At 45.3% G+C, this 23,976-nt stretch carries 17 protein-coding genes and 1 pseudogene; 17 read left to right on the top strand and 1 reads right to left on the bottom strand.

The annotated features are described in order from the left end of the window. A pseudogene (locus GC097_RS08680) lies at nucleotides 1-363 on the bottom strand (ABC transporter permease); the annotation flags it as partial. Between the two features lie 386 nt (nucleotides 364-749). On the opposite strand from GC097_RS08680, the gene GC097_RS08675 reads away from it, so the two are divergent. The 17 genes from GC097_RS08675 to GC097_RS08600 all read left to right on the top strand — a co-directional run bounded on the left by GC097_RS08675 (nucleotide 750) and on the right by GC097_RS08600 (nucleotide 23,958). Further along, on the top strand, nucleotides 750-1,601 hold the full coding sequence (locus tag GC097_RS08675) for a sugar phosphate isomerase/epimerase family protein (protein ID WP_171682939.1): 852 nt from the start codon (nucleotides 750-752) through the stop codon (nucleotides 1,599-1,601). Between the two features lie 26 nt (nucleotides 1,602-1,627). After that, a complete protein-coding gene (locus tag GC097_RS08670) occupies nucleotides 1,628-2,419 on the top strand; it encodes a TatD family hydrolase (protein ID WP_171682938.1) in 792 nt (263 codons plus the stop codon). 36 nt (nucleotides 2,420-2,455) lie between these two features. Further along, complete coding sequence (locus GC097_RS08665; RefSeq protein ID WP_171682937.1) at nucleotides 2,456-3,319, top strand: sugar phosphate isomerase/epimerase family protein; 864 nt, start codon at nucleotides 2,456-2,458, stop codon at nucleotides 3,317-3,319. Next, a complete protein-coding gene (gene eboC / locus GC097_RS08660) occupies nucleotides 3,316-4,185 on the top strand; it encodes a UbiA-like protein EboC (protein ID WP_171682936.1) in 870 nt (289 codons plus the stop codon). Before GC097_RS08665 ends, eboC begins: the two co-directional genes overlap by 4 nt. Nucleotides 4,186-4,215: 30 nt before the next feature. Beyond that, nucleotides 4,216-5,565 (top strand): alkaline phosphatase family protein, encoded by a 1,350-nt coding sequence (locus GC097_RS08655; RefSeq protein ID WP_171682935.1) that lies wholly within the window; start codon nucleotides 4,216-4,218, stop codon nucleotides 5,563-5,565. Nucleotides 5,566-5,574: 9 nt separating this feature from the next. Next, complete coding sequence (locus GC097_RS08650; RefSeq protein ID WP_171682934.1) at nucleotides 5,575-6,519, top strand: TIM barrel protein; 945 nt, start codon at nucleotides 5,575-5,577, stop codon at nucleotides 6,517-6,519. A gap of 119 nt (nucleotides 6,520-6,638) precedes the next feature. Beyond that, nucleotides 6,639-7,655, top strand: coding sequence for a 2-deoxy-scyllo-inosose synthase (locus tag GC097_RS08645; RefSeq protein ID WP_171682933.1), 1,017 nt, complete (start codon nucleotides 6,639-6,641; stop codon nucleotides 7,653-7,655). 271 nt (nucleotides 7,656-7,926) lie between these two features. After that, the gene (locus tag GC097_RS34675) at nucleotides 7,927-8,049 is read left to right on the top strand and encodes a hypothetical protein (protein WP_281364262.1); all 123 of its coding nucleotides are present in this window, start codon (nucleotides 7,927-7,929) and stop codon (nucleotides 8,047-8,049) included. Then, nucleotides 8,046-13,160, top strand: coding sequence for a ThuA domain-containing protein (locus tag GC097_RS08640; protein WP_312875635.1), 5,115 nt, complete (start codon nucleotides 8,046-8,048; stop codon nucleotides 13,158-13,160). The genes GC097_RS34675 and GC097_RS08640 overlap by 4 nt, the downstream gene beginning before the upstream one ends. A gap of 184 nt (nucleotides 13,161-13,344) precedes the next feature. Further along, nucleotides 13,345-14,280 (top strand): multicopper oxidase family protein, encoded by a 936-nt coding sequence (locus tag GC097_RS08635; RefSeq protein ID WP_171682931.1) that lies wholly within the window; start codon nucleotides 13,345-13,347, stop codon nucleotides 14,278-14,280. Between the two features lie 33 nt (nucleotides 14,281-14,313). After that, nucleotides 14,314-16,209, top strand: a complete 1,896-nt coding sequence (locus GC097_RS08630; protein ID WP_171682930.1) for a chitobiase/beta-hexosaminidase C-terminal domain-containing protein — start codon at nucleotides 14,314-14,316, stop codon at nucleotides 16,207-16,209. 22 nt (nucleotides 16,210-16,231) lie between these two features. Beyond that, nucleotides 16,232-17,335: a leucine-rich repeat domain-containing protein gene (locus tag GC097_RS08625; RefSeq protein WP_171682929.1), complete on the top strand. Its 1,104-nt coding sequence runs from the start codon at nucleotides 16,232-16,234 to the stop codon at nucleotides 17,333-17,335. Between the two features lie 23 nt (nucleotides 17,336-17,358). Continuing rightward, nucleotides 17,359-19,593: a chitobiase/beta-hexosaminidase C-terminal domain-containing protein gene (locus GC097_RS08620; RefSeq protein ID WP_171682928.1), complete on the top strand. Its 2,235-nt coding sequence runs from the start codon at nucleotides 17,359-17,361 to the stop codon at nucleotides 19,591-19,593. A 272-nt stretch (nucleotides 19,594-19,865) separates the two neighbouring features. Further along, the gene (locus GC097_RS08615) at nucleotides 19,866-20,399 is read left to right on the top strand and encodes a thioredoxin domain-containing protein (protein WP_171682927.1); all 534 of its coding nucleotides are present in this window, start codon (nucleotides 19,866-19,868) and stop codon (nucleotides 20,397-20,399) included. Between the two features lie 205 nt (nucleotides 20,400-20,604). Then, complete coding sequence (locus GC097_RS08610) at nucleotides 20,605-21,402, top strand: helix-turn-helix transcriptional regulator (protein ID WP_171682926.1); 798 nt, start codon at nucleotides 20,605-20,607, stop codon at nucleotides 21,400-21,402. A gap of 89 nt (nucleotides 21,403-21,491) precedes the next feature. After that, nucleotides 21,492-22,994: a sugar ABC transporter ATP-binding protein gene (locus GC097_RS08605; RefSeq protein ID WP_171682925.1), complete on the top strand. Its 1,503-nt coding sequence runs from the start codon at nucleotides 21,492-21,494 to the stop codon at nucleotides 22,992-22,994. Beyond that, on the top strand, nucleotides 22,987-23,958 hold the full coding sequence (locus GC097_RS08600) for an ABC transporter permease (RefSeq protein WP_171682924.1): 972 nt from the start codon (nucleotides 22,987-22,989) through the stop codon (nucleotides 23,956-23,958). The genes GC097_RS08605 and GC097_RS08600 overlap by 8 nt, the downstream gene beginning before the upstream one ends. Nucleotides 23,959-23,976: the final 18 nt, after the last annotated feature.

The raw sequence follows: 23,976 nt of genomic DNA, 5'->3' as shown, positions 1-23,976 counted from the left end.
TGGCATCAGCCAGCCATTGATATTAACTGCGAGCAGAGTAACATCAATCTTCTCCGTACCATCGGACGGAATAACTGTTGTCATTTTCACACCAAGCGGCTCGGCATTCTCTTTTCCTACGATTAAGCCAGCCTTTTCAAGCTGATTCTGATCGACCTGAGACCTAGTGAAGCGGTGATTAGAATCCTGTTCCAAGACAAAATGAGTTGCAGCCATATTCTTAACGGAAGCCGCGTTATCATAGGCAAGCCCCTGTGCAAGACCAGTGACAAACAGAACAAGAAATGAAACAAGCACCATAATTGTAGCGATTAACGTATACCGGGCCTTAGCAAACCTCATTTCTCGAATTGCTAAATACATTTTGCTTCCCTCCTTCGTAATATCTTAAGTATAGGAAGTTAAAATGAACGGCAAATGAACAGCATGTTACAAGTGCCATGGTTAGAATCCACAGAAGTCTGGGCATGTTATTGAGAGTGCGACTTTTGCGGCTCGCTGTATCGAGAACGAGATCTTGATTGTACAACCGCAAGTAAAGGTAGAAAAGGCGCAATATAGCTAATTGTTTATTAAGTTAAAATTCAATAAAATTTATTATGTGATGTAGCAATATGGCGGTTAGTCATCCAAGCAGAGGAAGGGGAAATCAATAGATTCGTTTGAGAGCGCTTAATTGCAAACTGACCTTATATTGACCTCACGTCATACGGGAAGAGATCCAAATTAGCAATTAAAGGAGGGGTTATATGCGTTACGCGATCAGCAGTAATGCTTACACTCGTTTCTCTTTGAACGAAGCCATTGAACGAATTCACAATTGCGGGTATTCTGCTTTGGAAATCCTTGCCGATCACCCTCATATTTCGCCTCTTGATATTACGCCTCAAGAGGTGAAACAAGTGACTCGCTTGTTGGAACAAAAGGGAATGTCCGTTAGTAATATGAATGCGAATACTGCGGTCAGCGTGTATCCAACGATTCATCATATCGGAGAGACCGTTTTTGAGCCTTCCTTATGTAATCGAATAGAGGAAGTACGTCTTCAAAGAATTCGATATACCGAAAGATGTATAGATTTGGCTGCGGAATGGGGAGCGTCCTGTATCAGTGTTACTTCCGGTAAGTGTCTTGCCGGAAATCCTCCGGATCAAGCCTATTTACTATTAGTAGAATCTCTAACTCAAATGCTGCCTTATGCGGAAAAAAGAAATATTCGAATAGGTATTGAATATGAACCAGGTCTGTTAATTGAAAATGCTAATGAGGTTCAGCGCGTCATTGCGGAGTTCAATCACCCCTTGCTGGGTATCAATTTGGATCTAGGACATACGGAAGTTCTCGGCGAGCCTTTGGCAGGAACCATCCAACGTTTTGGTGAGAAGATTGTTAATATCCATCTTGAAGATATCCGAGGACGCAAGCATTATCATCTCGTGCCTGGAGAAGGCGATATCAATTTTGAAGAAGTTTTGGAAGCGCTTAAATCGATTCATTACGATAATTTTGTTACTTTTGAAATTTATTCATATCCAGACGACCCTGATGGGGCTGCAAAACGTGCACTTGCATATATGTCAAATTATACCATTTCGTGTTAAGCCACAAAAACAAGGGAGAGATGAGTATGCGTATTATAGATCCACATGTACATATGTATTCAAGAACGGTAGACGATTACGAAAGAATGTCGTTAAGCGGTATTGAAATTGTCGTTGAACCTGCATTTTGGCTGGGAAGTGAACGGACATCGGTTCATACGTATTATGATTATTTTAGCCATATCCTTAATTTTGAACCTGTAAGAGCAAAGAAGTATGATATTGAGCATTATTCATGTATAGCTGCAAATCCGAAAGAAGCCAACAATTTGGAGCTTGCCCTTCAAGTGGTTGAGGGCATGGAGCCGTTTTTGTCGCACCCAAGATGTCTTGCAATTGGTGAAATAGGCTTTGACAAAATTACGGACGCGGAAGAAGAAGTGATGCGTAGACAACTTGAACTGGCTAAAAGAAAAGACATGCTTGTGATGGTTCATATTCCGCACGTCAATAAACGGGAGGGTACAAAAAGAACGATTCGAGTTTTGGATGAAATCGGTATTCGTCCTGAGAAGGTATTGCTGGATCACAATATTGAAGAAACGGTTGACCTTGCATTGGAATATGGCGCTTGGGCGGGTATGACCGTATACCCAGGGAAGATTACACCGGAAAGAGCGATTGCGATTATGCAGCAATATGGAACGGACCGGCTTATGATTAACAGTGCCTGTGACTGGGGACCGGCAGATCCAATAAGTGTTCCTCGTACGTGTAAAAAAATGAAAGAAGCCGGATTTGCCAAGGAAGAGATTCAAAAGGTCGTTTGGGACAATCCTTATCAGTTCTACAAAATGTCAGGAAAATTAAATATGTAGGTTTTATATGTACGAATAGGAAGAGGAGGAAGCTCAATGAAGCTAGGTTTCAGCGCAAATGCGTATAAAAGATTCGATTTACTGACGACCATGGATACGTTACAAGAAATTGGTTTTGATGGAATAGAAATTTTGTGTGATATCCCGCACGCCTATCCACCCGATTTAACCCCGGCCAGAAGACAAGAAATCAAAGCGCGAGCAGAAAATAATGGGCTGAAGATCTGTAATTTGAATGCCTTCATGTTATATGCTCTCGGGGATTGCTGGCGCCCCTCGTATATTGAAAAGGAGGCAAGCGAAAGACGGAAACGGATCAACCACACGTTAAGCTGTATTGATCTGGCTGCAGAGTGGGGGGTTCCTCACCTTTCGATTGAACCGGGAGGACCGCTGGATGGGGCAAAGGAAGATTGGGCGTTGGATGTTTTTGAGGAAGCGATCCACGAACTTGCCGAACACGCGGAGAAAAAAGGCGTAACCGTCATGATTGAACCTGAGCCGGAACTATTAATCGAGACTTCCGGGCAATTTCTTAAGTTTATGGAACGTATATCGTCACCCCGGATTGGCCTCAATTTCGATATCGGTCATTTCTACTGTGCAGGGGAAGATCCTGTGCAATTGGTCAGTCAATTAGCGGCATATACAAAACATTATCATTTGGAAGATATATCGAATTCAAGAATTCATCATCATTTAGTCCCAGGTGAAGGGGCCATTGATTTTAGAGCGGTCCTGAATGAAATTGCAAAGACGAATTATGATGGGTTTATTACGATTGAGCTGTATCCTTATGAAGAAGATCCGGTGCCGGCCACGAAAAAAGCGTTTGAGTATATTTCTCCCATCCTTCAAGAGCTGACTAGAACCAAAACTGCGATTAACGGTTCAAGATGAAAGCCTATCTACAAATTTTAAGGGTTCCAAATTTAGTCACCTCCGCAGGTGATGTGTTAGCTGGGGCGTTTATTGTTTCCAGCGTTGGTCAGGGTCTTTCGGGTATGGTTTGGCTGCTGCTCGTTTCTTCGATCCTGCTTTATGCGGGAGGTGTTGTTTTAAATGATGTGATGGACGCCTCCCTGGATCAAATCGAGCGGCCTGAACGGCCCATACCGTCAGGGAAAATTAGCAGAAGCCATGCACTTATGCTGGCATGTTTTCTATTGGCAGGTGGTTTAGCTCTAGCTGCTGTCTTCAGTCTATTTTCTTTTTATGTTGCTCTGGCCTTGGTGTCTTCTATTGTGCTTTACGATACTTGGGCAAAAAAATACGGGATCCCAGGCACACTGGTGATGGCTTTATGCCGAGGTCTTAACTTATGGCTGGGACTATCCTTTTTGCAGGAGCATTTCTGGGATTTTGCGTTTCTTGCGCTGCTTCCCTTCTTGCATATTATCGGAGTGACGGCGCTAAGCCGGGGAGAAAATTACGGATACACAAGGACAACCATTTTGTTAATTGCCTTGATTCCATTTGGTATCTTAGTATGGCTAATCGGTTTTGGGATGATTAAGGACTCTTTATCGCTGATAGTGCTATTTTTTATTGCCTTATATGGTTTTGTAGAGGGATTTGCCTTGTATCCGGCTATACGTGAACCTAAACCTGCTTTCATTAAGCGGGGAGTGAAATATGGAATTTTGTCTTTATTGCTGTTAAACGCAGCAATCGTTTCCATGATAGACGGCGGTCTTCACGCATTAATCGTAGCTTTGTTTATTGTCGTATCTTCTTGGATGGCACGAACCATCGCCATGACTTAGTGAAGCACAAAAGAAGAAAGTGGGGAAAATATGCAAAAACAAGCGAAGCATGTTGTTGTTTTGGATGTGGTGGGCTTAACGCCAGCTCACTTGGAGAACAAAGAATTAACGCCAAATTTAAATCGTATCGCTGCTAGGGGCAGTGTATCTAAGATAAAGCCTGTTTTTCCTGCAGTCACAGGAGCGATGCAAGCCACAATTACGACAGGTGAGGAACCGAGTCGTCACGGTATTGTGGGGAACGGCCGTTTTGATCGTAAACAAAGAGAAGTTTTGATGTGGGAACAGACGATTGCTCCGCTCGAAGGAGAACGGATGTGGGAAACCTTGAAACGACTTGATCCTGAATCGAAATCGGCTGTTTTATTTATGCAGCATATTAAATATGATAGCGCAGATTTTATTGTTACACCGTCTCCTATGCACTTGGAACAGGGGATGGAGGAGTGGTACTTTTCGAATCCTCCTGGGTTGTATGAGCAAATCGCAGAGAAGCAAGGTCCTTTCAAGCTTCATTCTTTCTGGGGACCCCTTGCAGGAGTAGCATCGAGTGAATGGATCGCGAAGGCCGCACTCAACATTATTGAAGATCATCATCCAACCTTAACCTTCGCTTATTTGCCAAATCTCGATTACCAAGCTCAGAGATTTGGCCCTGAAAGTGAACAACAACAGCAAGCGATAAAGGAGATTGATCAGATCGTTGGACAGTTTGTGGATTCGCTGGAGCAAATGGAAAAAATGGATGATACCGCTGTGGTCATTCTTTCCGAATACGCGCTTCACCCTGTGGAGTCACCGATTTATTTAAATCGCATTTTCCGCGAGCAAGGTTGGTTAAAGGTGATTGAACTGAATGGCAAAGAGTATCTTGACACCTATCATAGTCAGGCTTTTGCTGTTGTGGATCATCAAATCGCTCATATTTATATCAATGATCCTGTCATTATGGATGATGTGAAACGCGTTCTGTTGGAGGTTGATGGGGTTGGGCAAGTCCTTGGCGAAGCCGGCAAAAAACAGTGGAGCTTAAATCATCCGAATGCAGGCGAACTTGTTGCAATTGCCGAGCGAAACGCATGGTTTGCCTACTATTGGTGGAATGACCCGAATGCAGCCCCTCCGTATGCTACAACCGTGGATATTCATCGTAAACCTGGGTACGATGCGGTAGAGCTGTTTATGGATTTTAAGACGCGGTCCATTCCTTTAACGCCGGAGCTCATCAAAGGTTCTCATGGTGTTTGTCCGACGACCGAGGATGATTTGGTAAGTCTCATTGCTATTGGTCCATCGCATGAATTCATCAATCAAGCTGCCGTATGGCGCGCAAGGGATATTCCGACAATCATTTTCAATATGTTGGGCTACGATTCTTAGAAAGGGGAAATGAAAATGAATGAACGGAGATGCTACCCTTTCCGCTTGGGGTTTTCCCCAACCCCTTGGAACCAGGGGGATTCCCAGCTTTCGGACGGGCCGTTCCGTGCTGCTGATTTCATGCAAAGAATGTCCTCCCTAGGTTTTGTTGGTATCGAGCATGGTGGGCAATTTTCCATAGCTCCAAATCAATTCAAACAAATGTTGAATGATTATGGTCTTCAACTTGCATCACAAAGGAAAACCGTCATTTTTTCAAAGCCTGAATTACGTGAGAGCGAGCTTGAATCGTTACGGAAACATGTGGAATGGTTAAAAGAAATGAATGCTAAACACGTTATCATCTGTGAAGTCGGAGGGTCTATGCACTGGGACCCGGCTCGTCCACAGCCCAATAAAGATGTCATTCGATTAACGGAGGATCAATGGAGCTTTTTCATAGAAACCTTGCATTTGGCGGGTGAGATCTGTCAATCGTACGACATGTTATTAGTTTATCAGCATCATGTCGGTACGATTGTGGAAAAGGCCAAAGAAATTGGAAAAATGATGGAAGATACAGATCCGCAACTTATACATTTGCTGTTAGACGCCGGACATGCGTACTACAGCGGCGGGGACCCGTTAGCTCTATTGAACCACTACTATGATCGAATTCCATATATCCATCTCACGGATATTAGACAGTCCGTCTTAAATCATGTAAGGGGAAAATCTTTAGATTATTTAACTTCCGTTAATGAAGGCGTGTTTACGGTTCCTGGAGATGGTTGGATTCAATTCAGGCCTATTTTCAAGAAATTGTTGGATCGTCAATTTAATGGATGGGTGATCGTCGGAGGCGAACCCAATCTTTCAGCAGAGGATCCCTTCTCTCATGTAAGTAAATCCAAGCAGTATGTTGACGAGACCCTTTCTAGTTTTGAAGCATCTTATCAACGAATGGAGGGTTAACCATTTACAAAAAACAGATTCAATTCGGTACGCATCAGTATGGCTTCATTTCAGGCGAAGGTATACTGGGCCAGGTCGCGGAATGGTTAAATCCCCTTGAACTTGAAGTCGACACCTATATGATTATTAGCGATAGCGGCGTTCCCCATCCTATTATTGCCCAAACGGTGGCTGCATTTGAAAAAGCAGGAACGACTTATTTATTGACTTTTCCTCCGGGGGAGAAAAATAAAAATCTGATTACCGTTGAGAGTTTATGCAGAAAGGCACTCGCTCTCGGGGCGGATCGGCGTACTGCCATCGTAGCTCTTGGAGGCGGGGTTTCAGGTAATGTTGCAGGGATGGTCGCTGGGATGCTGTGCCGTGGGTTACCCCTCATTCATATACCAACGACGTTAATTGCCGCATCCGATTCTGTCTTATCGTTAAAGCAAGGTGTGAACCTGGATCAAGGGAAAAATATTCTCGGTTTTTTTTACACGCCAAGAGTCGTATGTGTCGAACTGTCCTTTCTTCATAGCTTGCCGGCAAGAGAAATCCGTTCCGGTCTTTGTGAATTGGTGAAAAACTTATTGGCGATCCTTCCTGAACAAATGGATACGTATCGAAAATTGCTTAGACCATCGAATCAGTATCGGATGGAAGAACTTCAACAGTTTATTGAGTTTTGTATTGAGGCTAAGATGACGGTCATGCAAGATGATCCTTATGAAAAAAATCACGCTGTCGTGTTAGAGTATGGGCATACGATTGGGCATGCCGTGGAATTGCTTGGAAATGGGGATTATTCACATGGAGAGTCCATTGCCTTCGGTATGCTGTGCATGTCAACGGTATCCAAGTGGTTGGGGCTCCTGACAGAAAAAGAAGTGGACCTGCATTACGAGCTATTGGAGCTAGTCGGTGCTAACGTCATTCCCCCATCTTTGTGGATTCCAAACATTGAGAGATACATGCTGCGTGATAACAAAAAGGGATACAGACGCTATGTTCCCGGCAAAACAGGCCTTGTTCTTCTAAACGGGCTGGGGAGGATTAATCAAGAAGCGGGCTCTTTTATCACCTATGTGGATGATGCCCTTGTTCGTGAATCGATTCGTTATCATACGGAATCCAAGATTCATATAAAAGGATAGTCCTTCGAGCTGATCTCACAACAAAGTGTGGAAGGGGGGTTGTATATATACAACAAGAATATGTACTTTAATCTCAACTTAGTTAATTGTTCGTGTGATCGGTTTCAATTAGGATAAACCTATAGACGAAATAGCTTAGGAAGCTGCATGAAAGCGCTTAACACAATAAACGTGAGTCCGCCTTGATGATATGCAAGCGCTTGAAGGTTCTTGAAACAGAAGATACGTCACCTTCTTGAAGGGGGGGATATCGGAAAGTGCATGCGGTTATATGACAAATGGGAAGCGGGGTGAAAGCGTCGACAATGTGTACGAAAACCGGGCAGTGGGCAAGCCTATCGAATTGGATGTTAATTTTAACCTATTAAGGAAAAAGAAAGGGATGAAGAAATGAGTCGACGGCGCTCAGTGATGTATGGATTTTTAGCTCTTATCATGTTTTTATCTACCATTTTATTACCACTTAGTTCTGTTATAAGTTCTGGGGTAGCATCTGCACATGAAGGAGAAGAGCATGGGCACAAAATTTTGGCTATTTCTAAAACAACAGGCTTCCGTCATGCATCGATTGATCAAGGAGCTAAAATAGCACTTCCTGAAATGGCAAAAAAATATGGTTTTCAAATTGATTTTACGGAAAATGCGGCAGATATTAACGCTGCTAATCTTGCTAAGTATGATGTTGTCTTTTTTGTCAGCACCACAGGTAACTTTAGCGATTGGGGTTTGACGGATCAACAGAAGCAAGATTTCATGAATTTCATCAAATCTGGTAAAGGCTATGTAGGCGCACATTCGGCTACAGATACTGGGTATGATTGGCAAGAGTATGGCGACTTAACAGGCGCATACTTCAGTCATCATCCATGGACGCAAACAGTCAAATTCAATGTAGAAGATTCCAATAATCCAGCAACTGCCCACCTGGGTCCATCCTGGACAGCGCTTGAGGAAGTGTACTATTTCAAAGAAAATCCACGGGATAAAGGGAAACATATTCTTTTAAGCTTAGATATGAACAGCAATGGCGTAACGGGAGGACCGTTCGAGGACCATCCGAATGCTTGGTGCAGCCCGGTTCAAAACGGAAGAATGTTCTATACGGCATTAGGTCATCATCCGGAAACTTGGTTCAAAGAAGATTTCCAACAGCATCTTCTCGGCGGTTTGAAATATGCATGGGGAGAGGCTAACGATACGGATTGCGATCAGTCTTCTCCAAAAGGCGGCCTGCAGAAGGTTTCTCTGGTCAAAGGAACTATCGCAAGTCCGGTTGGAATCGATATTTCCAAAAGTGGCGAAATTTTCGTAATCAGCCTTTTCGGTAAAGTATATACCGTTTCTCAAGAAGGAGATACGAAGGAAATCTTGAACATCCCTACCAATTTGGAGGGTGAACACGGGTTATTGGGTTTGGCCCTTGATCCTGATTTTGAATCCAATCACTACATTTATCTGTATTATACAAATCCAGTGAAAACAGCACAGGGTCAACTGATTAACAATGTTTCTCGTTTTACATACGAGAACGGGGCAATTAGTGGAAATACAGAAAAGAACTTGTTAAAAGTAACATCCGATGTGACCTGCTGCCATCAAGCCGGCTACCTTAAATTCGGGCCGGATGGCAAGATGTATTTGACGATAGGGGACAACAACACACCTACACAAGGGCCACAAACCCGTTCCTTGCAGACATCTCAGAACTTGGATGATATGCGTGGAAAAATTCTTCGTTTCAACAAAGACGGTTCCGCGCCGAACGATAATCCCTTCTTTACAGGTCAAAGCGGTGCAAGAGATTACGTCTATGCTTGGGGCTTCCGTAACCCGTACCGTATTTCTTTTGACACCACAAAAGGAAATGGTAAAACCATCATCTACGAAGGAGATGTTGGTCCCGACGGTACCTTTGCTGGCGGAAGTAACGGCGACTACGATGAATTTAATGCGATAACAGCGCCTGGTCAAAACTTTGGTTGGCCTTATGGGATTGGTGATAAGGTTTATAACAAAAAAGACTATGTTGGTGCCAATAATTTAAATGAAATCAATGATGCTTTATATGCAGAGAAATTTGCCACAACGAAAAAACCGATTGCGTTCTACCCGTATACCAATGATCCAATTTGGGGTCAAGGCGGAAGAACGGCGCTGGCTGGTCCCGTTTATGACTACACAGGACCAAACGCAATCCCTGGATTAAAAGGAAAGTTTCTAGCTTATGATTTTACCCGCAATTGGGTTAAAGCGGTTACAACAGATGACAACGGGGAAATTGTCAAAGTAGAAGATTTCTTATCCGGAATGCTTGCTCCGATTGATATGAAATTGGGTCCGGACGGTGCCTTGTATATTGCCGAGTTCGGAAAATCATGGGAATCTGATGAAGACGATGGTATCACCAAGGTATTCTACGGCCAATTGCACAGAAACCCTGTTATCAAAGCGAAAGCAAGCGCTGTATCAGGTAAGACACCATTAACAGTTAATTTTGATACAACTGGAACTTCGGATCTGGACGGCGATACGATTGCTTTTGCATGGAATTTCGGAGATGGAACCACATCTCATGATGCAAATCCGTCTCACACGTACTCGGTAAACGGAAGCTATGATGTAACATTGACGGTTACCAATGGAAGCGGGAAATTCTCCGTGTGGAACACGAAGATTACCGCGGGTAACACCGCTCCTGTGGTGAAAATCACTTCTCCTGCTAACGGAAGCTTCTTCACGAATGGCGAGACGATCACAGCAACAGCTTTCGCCACGGATGAAGAGGACGGACCGATTGCATGCGATAAGATCCAGTGGTCTGTCAACCTGCTTCATGACGCTCACTACCATCCGTTCCCAGGAACTACCGGATGTAGTCCAACACTTACATTATTTGATGATGGACATGGACCGGAAGCTAAGATTGCTTGGAATATCGCTGCGACAGTGACCGATAATGGCGCGCCAGGAACAACGCCATTAAGCAGTTCAGATTCCATTACCTTTAAGAATAAGCGTCTTCATGCTGAGGACTTTGATGCTACAGGCGGTGCCAGTCCAACTGCTCCTGCGGATCAAGGCGTGAAAACGGAAAACACATCTGATATGTACGGCGGTAAAAACGTCGGTTTCACAGAACGCAATGACTGGTTTATGTTCAAACATATTGATATTAACAATATTAAAAAAATGTATTTCCGAATGGCGTCCGACTCGAACAGCCTGAATATGGAAGTGCGCCTAGACAGCCCAACCGGCGAGAAGATTGCGACGGCAGCGGCTCCGACAACGAAAGGTTGGCAGAACTGGACGACTATCAGCAGCGATGTCGTTCAACCGGCCCATAATTTAGATGCCGCCCAAGCGGACTTCCATGATCTATACTTTTTCTTCCCTGCAGGTGGCAATAATATCAACTGGATCCAGTTTGCATACGCGGGAGATGCAGCACCAACTGAGAAGGATGTCTGTAATGCCAACTGCAGCGGCGGCCCAGGAACTTCGCTGCCGGATGTCAGCGGTTCTTACAGCCGAACCGGATGGGCAGCAACTGCGAGCCATTCAGAAGCAGCAAGCCCACCCTCTAACGGTATAGACGGCAAGCAAACAACCCGCTGGTCAACGGGCGCCGATGCGGCTCCTGATATGTGGTACCAGATCGATATGGGTAAAGTACAAAAAGTCGACCGCATCGTTGTTGACCACGGATCGCACTGGGATGCCTCTGAAGTCAGCAAGCACCCTGACTATTTCCGAGGCTATGATCTTCAAGTATCGACTGACGGAAAAACGTGGACTACAGTTGCAAGCAAAGACACAAGCTGGAATAAGCTGGTTGTCGATGAATCGTTCTCATCGATAGATGCACGATACATTAAAATGGTGAATAAAGGAAGCGTTAAAGGCTTCTGGCTTTCAATTCATGAAATGTATGTATTCCCGCCAACCGGTGGCACCAAATATGATACGACAGGTGCATTAGATCGTACTAACTGGACGGCAAAGGCTAGCCATGGCGAAAATTATACATCTAACGGAACGCCGCCGGACGATCCGAAGAGCTGCTTGAAGTGCGCCTTTGATGGAGATTTGTTCTCCCGCTGGACGACAAGCACGGTGTTGAAAGCTGGCATGTGGTATCAGATAGATCTTGGAGCTCCGACGGATGTATCCCGCATACTTGTGGACTTCGGTTCATTGTGGACCACTGCGCAGCAAGCCAAGCACCCGGATTATTTCCGCGGATATAACATCCAAGTATCTTTGGACGGCACTAACTGGACTACAGTGGCTTCAGCGGATACCAACATCGAATATGTGGTCGATAAAACGTTCGACACCGTAAAAGCGCGTTATGTAAGAATTGAAAATACGAAGGATGATACGACGAATTCGTGGTGGGCTTCCATTCATGAGCTGTATGTATTCCCGGGGAAAAGCATCGATGCGACACTGAAATCAATCACATGGAATGGTCAGCCGCTCAGTGGATTCAACCCTGAAATTCATTCGTATCAAGTTGTCCTGCCTGCCGGCACGACTGCAGTTCCTGAGGTTGGCGCAGCAGCAAACCACGAAAAGGCAACCTTTAAAGTCCAGGCGGCCCCAGCTATTCCGGGAATAACGACGATATTGGTAACAGCTGAGAACGGAAGCACCCAATCATATGAGGTCAACTTCATTCTTTCGGGAGCTCCGGCTTCACAACTGACAGGACCTGCCGATGTTCATTCAGGACAGTCCTTCGATCTTACTTACAGCTTGGGCAATTTGACGCAAAAAGTGTATGCGCAGGATCTTACTCTCACTTATGATTCCAACCTGCTGGAATTTGTTTCTGCCGATGGCGTCAGAGATGACATCATCGTCGTAGATAAAGGAGTGAAACAGAACCAGATTCGATTCATCATTGCCAATCTGATCGGAGACAAGGCGACCGGTGATGTGCTGAAGCTGCATTTCAGAGCTAAAGTTACAAGCCAGGTAACGAGCTCGGCTGTTACGCTTACGAATGTAGTTCTGGCTAATGGCGAGGGCGAAGAGATTCACGTGGAAGGCTCATCTTACAGTGTTCAAATTCACGGCGTGGATAAAGCGTCTTTAAGAAGCTTGATTGCTGAAGCTCAAAGCAAGCATGACGCAGCTGTAGAAGGAACAAACAGCGGTCAATATCCTGTCGGCTCCAAAGCAGTGCTCCAAGCGGCTATCGATCAAGCCAAGGCGGTTGCCGATAACGCTGAAGCTGCGCAAGAGCAGGTGGAGCAAGCTGTTACGGAACTAGCAGCAGCGCTGCAAGTATTCACGGCTTCGGTGAACATTTCTAAACCTGGTGATTTGACCGGTGACGGAAGATACTCAATCGGGGATTTGGCCATTATGGCTGCTGCGTATGGTAAAACGTCAGCAGATTCGGATTGGAATCTGTACAAATATGCAGATTTGAACAACGACGGTATAGTGGATATCCTGGATCTTGCGGCTTTGGCCCGCTTGATTTTAGAGTAAGCGAAGCTTTGTAGGAAGCAAGGGTGAGGGCAGCGATGCCCTCACGATGAAAAAAAGCATACGGATACCGGACGGGCTTGTTCCGGTATCTTCATGCTTTATTTGTTAATTTAATTCTGAGGAAATTTCTGATCTCTCTTCATCATGGAAGAGGGATGGGAGTTTTCTATGAGGAGAAAAGCGGATGGTGAAGAATAGGAAAAGGATCGCTGCTGCCGGCCTGCTATTCGTTGTATTCACGCTGGTCTTACTGTATGCCGCAATTCAGTCTATATGGGCGCATGAGAATCATGTTAAAAAAATTAGTTTATATGCAACGGATGGGTACGTCACCATGCCGGACGGAAACCAAATGTATATTTGGGGTTATTCGTCACAGAACAAAAAAGGAACAGCGGTCTATCCTGCGCCAACCATGGAAGTGGAGGAGGGGGATCAGGTTGAAATTACGCTTACGAATCTTGGGCCGTCGAAGTCGGGAATTCTGCCTGTGTCCCACACGATTCATTTCCATGGATTGGATACAGACCAAAAAAATGACGGGGTTCCGCATACCGCTCCCCCGGTATTCGTAGGAGAAAGCTTTACTTATCAGTTTAATGCCAAACATGCCGGCACTTATTTTTATCATTGTCATGTTGACACGGTAGAACATTTGCAAATGGGCATGACGGGAGCATTTATCGTTAAGGCGCATGGAGGCGTCAAGCAGGCATGGACGGGAGGACCGTCCTATGATAAAGAAGCGGTGTTTCATTTGAATGAAATCGATAGATCCTGGCATGATGCGGTTGAACAACGGAAAACGTATGACAGGACGGTGTTTGAACCGGATTTTTGGACAATGAACGGCGAATTCAAATCCCGAAACGCAAGTTCCTCGATCGTAGCACAGGCGGGGGAAACTTATCTGATCAGACTCATCAATTCCGGTTATGAAAAGCATACATTCCATATGAACGGGCGCACTTTTAAAGTCATTGCATCGGATGGCCGGCCATTAAGGCAAGCTGTAGACAAGCAATCCATTACGATGGCATCGGCAGAACGATACGATATCCTGGTTAAGTTTGACCAGGCCGGGACTTATGCGGTTGAGGTTGACGGACAGGCAAAATGAACGGGATACAAATGTTAGGTGGAGGTGAGAGGCATGATTCGCTCCGGAACAATCAAATGGTATTTTTTTATGCTTGCAGCATTCTTCATGCTAATGCTTGCCTTATCTACCCATGCGCATGCAGCCGAAGTTAAAAAAATTCAGCTGTATGCTACAGACGGTTCATTAACATTAGCAGATGGGAAAGAGATCTACATTTGGGGCTTCAGTCTGGTTAACAAGCCGGGGACAGCGGTATTTCCAGGGCCGAAGGTAGAGGCGGAAGAAGGGGACACGTTAGAAGTCACGGTAACGAATATTGGCCCGCAGCAAACAGAAACGGATTTCCGGGTATATCCGATTCGTTTTCACGGCATCGATACGGATAACGGAGTGGGCCAGGCGCTTGCCGTCGGTCAGAGCGATACTCGGCAGATTAAGGCTATTCAGGCTGGTTCCCATTACTATTATTCCGGGGATGCCAATCAATACGGGGTGCAGATGGGAATGAGCGGACCGTTCATTGTTAAAGCTAAAGGCTCTTCCAAGCAGGCATGGACAGGCGGGCCGAATTTCGACAAGGAGTATGTGTTTCATCTGGGTGAACTGGACCCTGTCTGGCACAAGGCGTCAGAAGACGGAACCGTTTATGACCGCAGCAAGTTCCACCCCCGCTATTGGACGATCAATGGCAAATCATTTCCTGATGTAGAGGAAGATCCAGCCTCTATGATTCATGGTATGGTGGGTGAAAAGATTCTGGTTCGTTTAATTAACCCGGGTAACGATGAACATCCGATGCATCTTCACGGCCATCATTTCCAGGTCATTGCAGAGAACGGAATTCCGCTCGCCGTGCCGGTAGATAAGGATACGGTAGGTCTTGAACCGGGAGAAACAAAGGATATTCTCATTGTGTTTGATCAGAGCGGCCATTTCCCGTTCCATAGCCACAAAATTTTGGATAATACCAACGATGGTGTTTACCCGGGCGGTTTGCATACGATGACGCATATAGAGCAAGGAGGGTCTAACGGGGGATCGATCTCTCTTGAGATCGGAAGCAATCATGCGATGGTGAATGACGGCCATGTAATGCTTGATGTCGCACCGTTCCAGTTGAAAGGAGATACTTATGTCCCTTTGAATTTTATCGCTGATCAGTTTGCAGGAACTTTGCAGGCCCATATGGGGGATCGCAGTTTTACCTATAAGACGGAACATACCAAGATGGAGTTATGGCCGCTTCAAAAGCAAGCCATCATGAATGGACAGCAAGTTCAGCTTCAGTCTCCTGTGCTGCAGGTAAAAGGGACAGCGATGGTTCCATTAAGTTATGTCTCATCTTTTTTATGCGCGAAGGTCCGTGCGGGCAGTTCCCCTAATTCTACTTTCATTGAGTTTCAGACCGGTCAAGAATGTCAAAGTCCCGATCTTGATCATAACCCACCTACGGTTTCGGCAGATCCGCCGGGAGGAACCTATCCGTCTGCACGGACTGTCAAGTTAGTTATCCGGGACGAGGACCCGAACGCGAGGATTTACTATACCAGGGATGGTACAATCCCTTCGGAACATTCAACACTGTATACCGGTCCGATCACCATTGCCCAAACCACTACGTTAAAATTTATCGGAATCGATACAAGCGGAAATGCCAGCGAGGTCACAACGGAGAGTTATCTCATTCAGCCTGCACCGGAAGTATTCGTGGATGTTCTTGATGATAAATTTACTCCTGCTCAAATCAAGGTAAAAAGAGGCACCACGGTAACTTGGGTGCTGAAAGGTACGATGATGCATACCGTTACTTCCTACGATGGGCTTATTAACGGTACGATCGATACAAACGGAAGAACGAGATTCAGCTATACGTTCAACGAGGCGGGGACGTTTAATTACTTTTGCATGGTGCATCCCTTTATGACGGGATCCGTGATCGTCGAATAATGCGAGAAAGGAGGAAGGAATATTGAAAGAATGGAAAAGTATGTGCTGCCTCCTGCTATGCATACTCATGATCGGGATCATGAGTCCGGTTTCCGCAAGCGAAGAAACGGTTTCTTTTACGGATGCGAACCTGGAGGCCGCCGTCCGGGATGCTTTGAACAAACCCGCAGGGGCTATTACTGCGGAGGAAATAAAGGGATTGACGCAGCTTCAAGCATCCGGTCGAGGAATTATAGATGTCAGCGGAATCGAATATGCTGTGAATCTGAAATCTCTCAACTTATCGAATAATGCCATTCAGGATATCTCCAGGCTCAGGTCTCTGTCAAAGTTGGAGACATTGATTATTAACGGAAACCAAATCGCAGCTGTAGATGCGCTCGGAAGCTTAACCTTATTGAAGTCGCTGTGGCTTATGAACAACCAAATCTCCGACGTTAGTGCAATTGGCTCGCTAAAGCAGCTGGAGCATTTATATTTGGCTAACAACCAAATCAGCAGCCTGATGGGGTTGGGAACGCTGCTTCAACTTCAGGAATTGAACCTTGCTTTGAATAGAATCAAAGATATTTCCCCCATCAAGACCCTGAGCATGCTGCAGTCGCTTAATCTGGAGGGTAACCAGATTTCCGACATTTCCGGACTGGATCGGTTAGGGCAGCTGCAGTGGCTGTCACTTGCCTATAATCCGGTAAGCAATCTGACGCCTCTTGGCGGGCTGACCCAACTGAACTATATCAACCAGCGGGGATATCCAGTTTCCGATTCGTCCAAACAAATCCTGCATCAGTTGGAGAACAGAGGCGGGATTGCTGAGTATGCGTTAGTGATTCCTGCCGGAGCTTATGTATATGATGTGAACCAGGATGGAATCACAGATGCGAACGACATCAACGATATGATTAATTATTATTTGAACGTCAACAATATGAAAACAAAGCATCCGGAACTGAAAATTGCGGGCAATGTGATCGATCCTGCTCTTTTAAACAAAACATCGTATATCTATGATATTAACCGGGATGGGGTGGCCGATACGAACGATATCAACGATGCAATTAATTTTTATTTGAATTTGAAAGATATGAAAAACAAGCATCCCGAATTTATAGTGGTGGCAAATTGAATGTATAAGGAGGAACATTTCAAATGATCCTATTCAGGAAAGTAGCGCTATGGTCGCTTGTTCTCCTCATGCTGTTCTCCGGTGTAGCTTCAGCGGCTTCCAAAACGATCTCTGACGCCAACGGAAAATTAATCATGGAGGCAACCAACGAAGGGAATCAGGTTAAGCTGTCTTTTTCGTACCAGGACCTAGCGGAGGACTTTACCGGATTTAATCTTGAAATCAGGGTCCCGGACGAGCTGGATGAATTCAGCGGAAAATTCAATTCGGATAACTTCGCCATCAAATTCAGTGCGGCAGACAATTTTGATACTACGGTTGATTTATACAAACTTGTTATCTTAAGTCCGGCCTTAACATCCTCTCCTCAGGGGAAGAACGGAAAGATCGGCAATATTACGTTTAATTATAAACCGGGTCGGGGACTTGCTGATCTTGCTTTCCTGTTTCCGGTCGTACGGGTATACGGCGGCGGCGAACAAATTATTCTACGGAAAAATGAACCGTTCTTGGTAGCCGGTCCAGACACAACAAAGCCTGTTGTTGCAGTGCAGCCAGCAGGGGGTACCTACAACGCCCCCCAGACGGTGACTTTAACGATTACGGACAATGATGCATCGGCTAAAATCCATTACACATTGGATGGCTCGGAGCCGAAGTCAGCATCGCCCGTATATACAGCACCTTTGACGATAACCGGGAGTACGGTACTGAAATTTATTGGAATTGACAGTGCTGGCAACCAAAGCGATGTAGTCACGGAGCGTTATACAATTGATACAACACGCCCGGAAGTATCCGGAGTGGAGATCAAGGATGACCAGACCTTGACGGTTGCTTTCAGCAAGCCTGTGGCAGATCATACCGCAGATTTATCCCGCAATTATTTTACCGTGGCGAAACAAAGCAATACCCAGGCGGTGGTGCAAATCGCTTCGATTGCATTAAACGCGGAGAAAACGGCAGCGGAGCTCAAGCTGGCGTCAGCGCTGGAAAAGAATGTGGACTATTCCTTAACCGTGAAAGGCGTCATGGATGCAATTGGCAATGAAATGACGGTGCCATACCAAACATCGTTGAAAATTGAGGACAAAGAGCCGCCTGCGCCGGTAACCGGCCTGACTGTTGCGGGAGTTACGACAAACACCATTACAATAAGCTGGAAGGCGAACAAGGAGAGCGATCTTGACGGGTATGGCATCTATCTTAACGGCGTCTTCCAAACCAAGGTAAACGCAACGAGCTACACGGCATTCGCTCTTGCTCCCGATACGAGCTATGAATTGGGCGTAGAAGCGGTCGATGTTTACGGTAACAAGGCTTCGGTCGTCACGGTCACAGGGAAAACGGAACGTGCCGACATGACCGGACCGGAAGTGACGGCGGTAAAAGTAAAGGATGATCAAACCTTAACGGTTTCTTTCAATGAGGCTGTCGCAGATGAAACGGCGAACTTGTCGGGCAACCATTTTAGCTTATTGAAACAAGGTAATTCTCAGGCGGTGGTGCAAGTGTCTGCGGTCACATTGAATGCGGATAAGACAGCTGCGGAAATCAGACTGGCGGCTCCGTTGGAAAAGAATGTGGACTATACTTTGACCATCAAAGGGGTCAAGGACCGATTCGGCAATGCGATGGCAGTTCCTTACACGTCTTCAATTAAAATTATCGGCACGCTTCCTGCCGGAGAGGCTGTTCTGAGCACGAACCTGACCGGAAGATTCCTGGAAGTCGGAGACGAAGTGAAGGTTACGATTTCCGCTAGCGGCGCCGAGAATCTTTATGCGGCTAAATTGCTGCTCACTTACGATGCAGCCAAGTTCGAGTATGTTAGCAGTACGCTCAACAGCCAATTTGGCAAAGAAGGAGAAACAGCTTTTCTGTTCCTCAAGGAAGAAGAAGGCAAGCTTTCCATGGCTCTGACCGCTTTTGGGGATTCCCAAGGCCGCAGCGGCAATGTCGCGCTAGCGGATATTACTTTCAAAGTGAAGGCTAATGGTAGTGCAACGCTGATCAAAGGAAGCGAATTCTCAAATGTCAACGGACAAGAGGTTGAATTGAACGAGGAGAAAACGGTCTCGGTCACACTCTCCAACGCTGACGTAAACGGTGACAGCAGAATTAGTGTCGCTGATATTGGTTTGGTAGTTCAGGCATTTGGCAAGACAACCTTTGACCCTAGACTCGATTTCAACCACGACGGGAAAATCGACATCGAAGATATTGCGTATGTAGCTAGAAAATTGCTTGAATCTTAATCTAGACGATCTTATGCATCTGCCTTCCAGATAGAATCATCGGATACCAGTCCATGCTATGGGCTGGTATCCCCATTCATAAAAGAATAGTCCTTCGAGCAGCTGGATCAACCGAAACCACAAGAATGTGTACTTTTAACTCAACTTAGTTAATTGTTCGTGTGATCGGTATCAATTAGGATAAACCTATAGACGAAATAGCTTAAGAAACTTCATGAAAGCGCTTAACGGTTGCCTATAAATTATTGAAATAGCGGGAGGCTTTTATCGAAATGGCAAGAAAAACATTTTGGTTCATGACGGGCACTTTAGCGCTGCTGGTTGCAGTTGTCGGTATAGGACAATGGAACGGTATAGAAACGACATTGGCCGATTCAGCCGATTCACAAGTAAACGGCCCTAATGAAATTACAGGAAGCAGCAGTGAAGCGATCGCTGAATTAAAGCGCATTATCCATTCTGACGATCATAACTTTGTGTACTTGTATAAATCGAATTGCGGGCTCTGCACCAAGCTAGAGCCCCTCATTTCAACTGCTGCCGAGAAAAAGGGCGTTAAGCTGTATCGTTTTAATCTGACGAAATATGGCGGCGCAAAGGACTTGAAAAATGAAAAGGGATTGCCGCTTGTCCATTTCTACAAGGAACTTCCTGCCGTAGCGTATTACAATAAAGGCTGGCTAATTGCATGGATTGAAGGCGATGAGAGCGAAAAGAAATACGAGGAATTCTATGAACATTTCCAGTTTGGAGATGACGATGGACATGAACATGGGGACGGACATGAACATAAGGATATGAAATGAGAATCAACAATTCGATCTCATTTCTGTGATGAAATTTGGAAAAAATTGCCGTCCCACCCTTTGTTTGATACAATATGTAACATGAAGAGGTGGGGGGAACCCCGAAGTTTCGAGTGCTGTATGTCGCGTTAATGGATTGGATCATGAGCTTGTGGTGCTGTGGGAATTCAAAAAATTACAAAAGGAGTGGGGAAATCCAAATCAGATGGGGACCATTTTTTTAGATACACCTCGCTTCCTATCAGCCGTACAAGTTCGTTCCGAGCACTTGGCAGAGTTCTCTTTTTCTTCCAACCCACACACAGAAATCTTTTTACTTCAAGAAGGGCGTGGCGAGTTTTATAATGGCGACCAAATGCAATCGATTCTTGAAGGGGATTTACTTGTCATTCATCCGGACATGGAATATGGTATGCGACCAACTACGGGTACATCCTTTCGGGGGATATTAATTTCGATTGCTGGGGTATTTATTTCAGGATTGCCGCAAGGTCGGCTGCTTGATCAGGATACGCTGCCGTTATTAAGAATGGAGACAGAGTTCGACAACTTCAATCGATTTTTCTCGGATATCTATAAGGAAGCTTGTACACCTGCGATAGGGTCTTCGGAGATTATCGCTTCTTTGCTTCAAACCTTTCTCATTATGCTATTTCGATTTACGGATCACAGACCGCGTTCAACAACGATTTCTATCCCACAAATTGTAAAGGCTTACATTGAAGAGAATTATGTCAGGGATCTCTCCTTAAATGACTTAGCAAGCGTTGTTTATGTAAGCCCGTATCATTTGGCTCATTTATTTAAAGTGGAAATCGGGATTTCACCTATCCAATATTTGATTAAATGCAGAATTGATAAAGCGAAAAGATTGCTAACGGGGACGTCTCTTTCCGTACAGGATATCGCCTTGCAGGTCGGGTACCCGAATTCCAACTATTTTAACCTCCTGTTTAAGAAAACAACGGGCGAATCGCCTGGAAAGTTTAGAAAGCAATCCTAGCCCAACCTTCGGCGGCTTAGTCCCCGATCATTGGGCTAGGGTGGTGAGATAAAGATGAATATAGAGGGTGTGGATGGATGCTCCTGGATATGCAAAATATTAACAAGTCATTTTTTGGGGTTAAAGTACTGGATGGCGTTAATTTTCATCTGGGGCATGGAGAAGTGCATGCGTTGATTGGCGGTAACGGAGCCGGTAAATCGACACTGGTGAAAATGATTTCTGGCTTTCATCAACCCGATGAAGGCGAAATTAGCATCGAGGGTAAACGGGTTCATATTAACTCGTCCATTGAGGCGCAGCAATTAGGTGTGTCGATAATTTATCAGGATCCAGCGCTCGTACAAGATATGAGTATTGCTGAGAACATATTCCTGGGTGTGGAGCCGAGGGTTTTTGGACTTTTTGCGAACCATCGCAAGATGAAAAGGGATGCAAGGGACATTATGAAGTCGTTAGGTTACATGCATCACCCTGGCACTCTGGTCCGCCATCTATCGCTTAGCGAGCAGCATGCTGTTGCGATCGCAAAAGCAATTTCAAAGCGTGCGCGCATTTTAATTATGGATGAACCTACGGCAAGCTTAACGGATATGGAAAGAGAACGTTTATTTCTACTGATCCGTTCTTTTAAGGAAGAAGGCATTGGCATTATCTATATTACACACCGCTTGGAGGAACTGCACAACATCTGTGATCGGATTACCATTCTCCGTGATGGTAAACACGTGATTACGCGCGATTTGAAAGGATTAGGCGAGAATGATGTTATTCGGTTTATGCTGGGCAGAGAGCTGAAATATTTATTCCCACAGGTCACGCATGAGAAAGGAAAAGAGCTTCTCAGTGTGAAGGGACTTACCCGCAAGCCCTGGTTTACTAATATACAATTTCAGCTGTATGAGGGAGAAATTCTTGGATTTGCCGGTTTGGTCGGTTCGGGAAGAACAGAGCTCGCGAAGACGATTTTCGGGGAGCTAAAAAGGGATTCCGGCGAGGTGATCTGGAAGGGAAAGGAGGTTCGTTTTCGCGGCCCTCGCGAAGCGATCCAGCATCGTTTTGGTTTCGTGAATCGGGATCGATTAGGTAAAGGATTGTTTCCGGATATGAATATTTCCCAAAACTTGACCATATCAGGTCTGGATCATTTACATAAATGGCAGTTTCTTCTGTTTAAAGAGGAGCAAGACAAAGCTCTGGATGCGATCCTTCAATTGAGCATCAACATCCAAGGGCCGGACCAGAAGGTAAAGTACCTTAGCGGCGGAAATCAGCAAAAGGTTACCCTAGGCAGATGGCTGGTTGCGGATTGTGACTTATACTTCCTGGATGAACCTACCCAAAGTATTGACGTAGGCGCTAAAACCGAAATGTATGCCTCTATCCATGATCTTGTGGAAGCAGGCAAAGGAATGATCATCATTTCCTCGGATCTATCAGAGCTGCTGGGCATATGTACTCGTATTTTAGTCATGCATGAAGGCCATATTGTGGATGAAATGACGCGTATGGAAGCAACGGAGGAAAGAATTACCCAATCAGCATCAGGAATGACAGGTACACCTAGATCGGAGGCACAAGAAATTGAATAAAAGATACGGCTTGCCTTTGAGAGTTAATCAACCGGGACTGGCCTGGAGGTTCGTACAGAAGAATCATGTCTTTCTCATTATCGTCGTTTTTTTTGTTATCGCTTCTGTGACGAGTGATTACTTCCTTTCCTGGGAAAATCTGATGAACCTGTTTCGTCAAGCATCGGTTGTCGGCATGATTGCGCTCGGCGTCCATTTCGTTATTTTACTAGGTATGGTCGACTTTTCAGTAGGTTCGGTTCTAGTCTTCTCGGGATCCATCATTATGGTTTTACAAGGTATTGATGGATTTGGCATTTGGTTATCCAGTATTGCAGGTGTTATAGCGGGAATGCTTCTTGGTCTCTTGAACGGGGTGATTGTCGTCTATGGGAAGGTCCCCTCTTTTATTACGACCTTAGGGATGATGTTTGCCGTTCGATCCATTTCACTTTGGTACGCTTCCGGCGGTGCCCTGCAAGGCAAGTATAGCCAGTATACATCTCTAGGACATGGCTATACATTAGGCATTCCAAATATTTTATTCCCGCTTATTCTTGCCGCGATTTTGGCCCATATCGTGTTAACACGCACCCTACTGGGCAGGTACATCTATGCGGTTGGCAACAATCGGATTGCAGCCTTTTTATCCGGTACACCTATGCACTGGGTGACGATCATCGCCTTTGGCATTAGCGGATTGGCGGCAGGAGTCGGAGCTATTCTGGAGACCTCAAGGCTGAACTCCATTTCTACGTCATCCTCAGCAACTACCTATGAGCTGGATGTGATTGCAGCCATTGTGATTGGTGGTGCCAATTTATCGGGCGGAAAAGGGACAATCTGGGGCACCGCTTGCGGTGTGCTCATTCTAAGCATGATTAGCAACTACATGAATCTTGAAAATGTGTCGCCTTACTTACAAGGCATTCTTAAGGGCATCCTCATGCTGGCAGTCTTGTACAAGCAAAAGAAAATGGATTAGAAACGCCTGTGATTCCGC

Origin of the sequence: Paenibacillus planticolens, from assembly GCF_013141725.1 — a bacterium.
GTDB classification, from domain to species: domain Bacteria; phylum Bacillota; class Bacilli; order Paenibacillales; family NBRC-103111; genus Paenibacillus_E; species Paenibacillus_E planticolens.
This window is presented reverse-complemented; position numbering and strand designations above follow the sequence as displayed.

Excerpts from the sequence above, each read along its gene's own strand:
- GC097_RS08675 (WP_171682939.1), top strand. The coding sequence starts at position 750 with ATGCGTTACGCGATCAGCAGTAATGCTTACACTCGTTTCTCTTTGAAC.
- GC097_RS08670 (WP_171682938.1), top strand. The coding sequence starts at position 1,628 with ATGCGTATTATAGATCCACATGTACATATGTATTCAAGAACGGTAGAC.
- GC097_RS08665 (WP_171682937.1), top strand. The coding sequence starts at position 2,456 with ATGAAGCTAGGTTTCAGCGCAAATGCGTATAAAAGATTCGATTTACTG.
- eboC (WP_171682936.1), top strand. The coding sequence starts at position 3,316 with ATGAAAGCCTATCTACAAATTTTAAGGGTTCCAAATTTAGTCACCTCC.
- GC097_RS08655 (WP_171682935.1), top strand. The coding sequence starts at position 4,216 with ATGCAAAAACAAGCGAAGCATGTTGTTGTTTTGGATGTGGTGGGCTTA.
- GC097_RS08650 (WP_171682934.1), top strand. The coding sequence starts at position 5,575 with ATGAAAATGAATGAACGGAGATGCTACCCTTTCCGCTTGGGGTTTTCC.
- GC097_RS08645 (WP_171682933.1), top strand. The coding sequence starts at position 6,639 with ATGATTATTAGCGATAGCGGCGTTCCCCATCCTATTATTGCCCAAACG.
- GC097_RS34675 (WP_281364262.1), top strand. The coding sequence starts at position 7,927 with ATGACAAATGGGAAGCGGGGTGAAAGCGTCGACAATGTGTACGAAAAC.
- GC097_RS08640 (WP_312875635.1), top strand. The coding sequence starts at position 8,046 with ATGAGTCGACGGCGCTCAGTGATGTATGGATTTTTAGCTCTTATCATG.
- GC097_RS08635 (WP_171682931.1), top strand. The coding sequence starts at position 13,345 with ATGGTGAAGAATAGGAAAAGGATCGCTGCTGCCGGCCTGCTATTCGTT.
- GC097_RS08630 (WP_171682930.1), top strand. The coding sequence starts at position 14,314 with ATGATTCGCTCCGGAACAATCAAATGGTATTTTTTTATGCTTGCAGCA.
- GC097_RS08620 (WP_171682928.1), top strand. The coding sequence starts at position 17,359 with ATGATCCTATTCAGGAAAGTAGCGCTATGGTCGCTTGTTCTCCTCATG.
- GC097_RS08615 (WP_171682927.1), top strand. The coding sequence starts at position 19,866 with ATGGCAAGAAAAACATTTTGGTTCATGACGGGCACTTTAGCGCTGCTG.
- GC097_RS08610 (WP_171682926.1), top strand. The coding sequence starts at position 20,605 with ATGGGGACCATTTTTTTAGATACACCTCGCTTCCTATCAGCCGTACAA.
- GC097_RS08605 (WP_171682925.1), top strand. The coding sequence starts at position 21,492 with ATGCAAAATATTAACAAGTCATTTTTTGGGGTTAAAGTACTGGATGGC.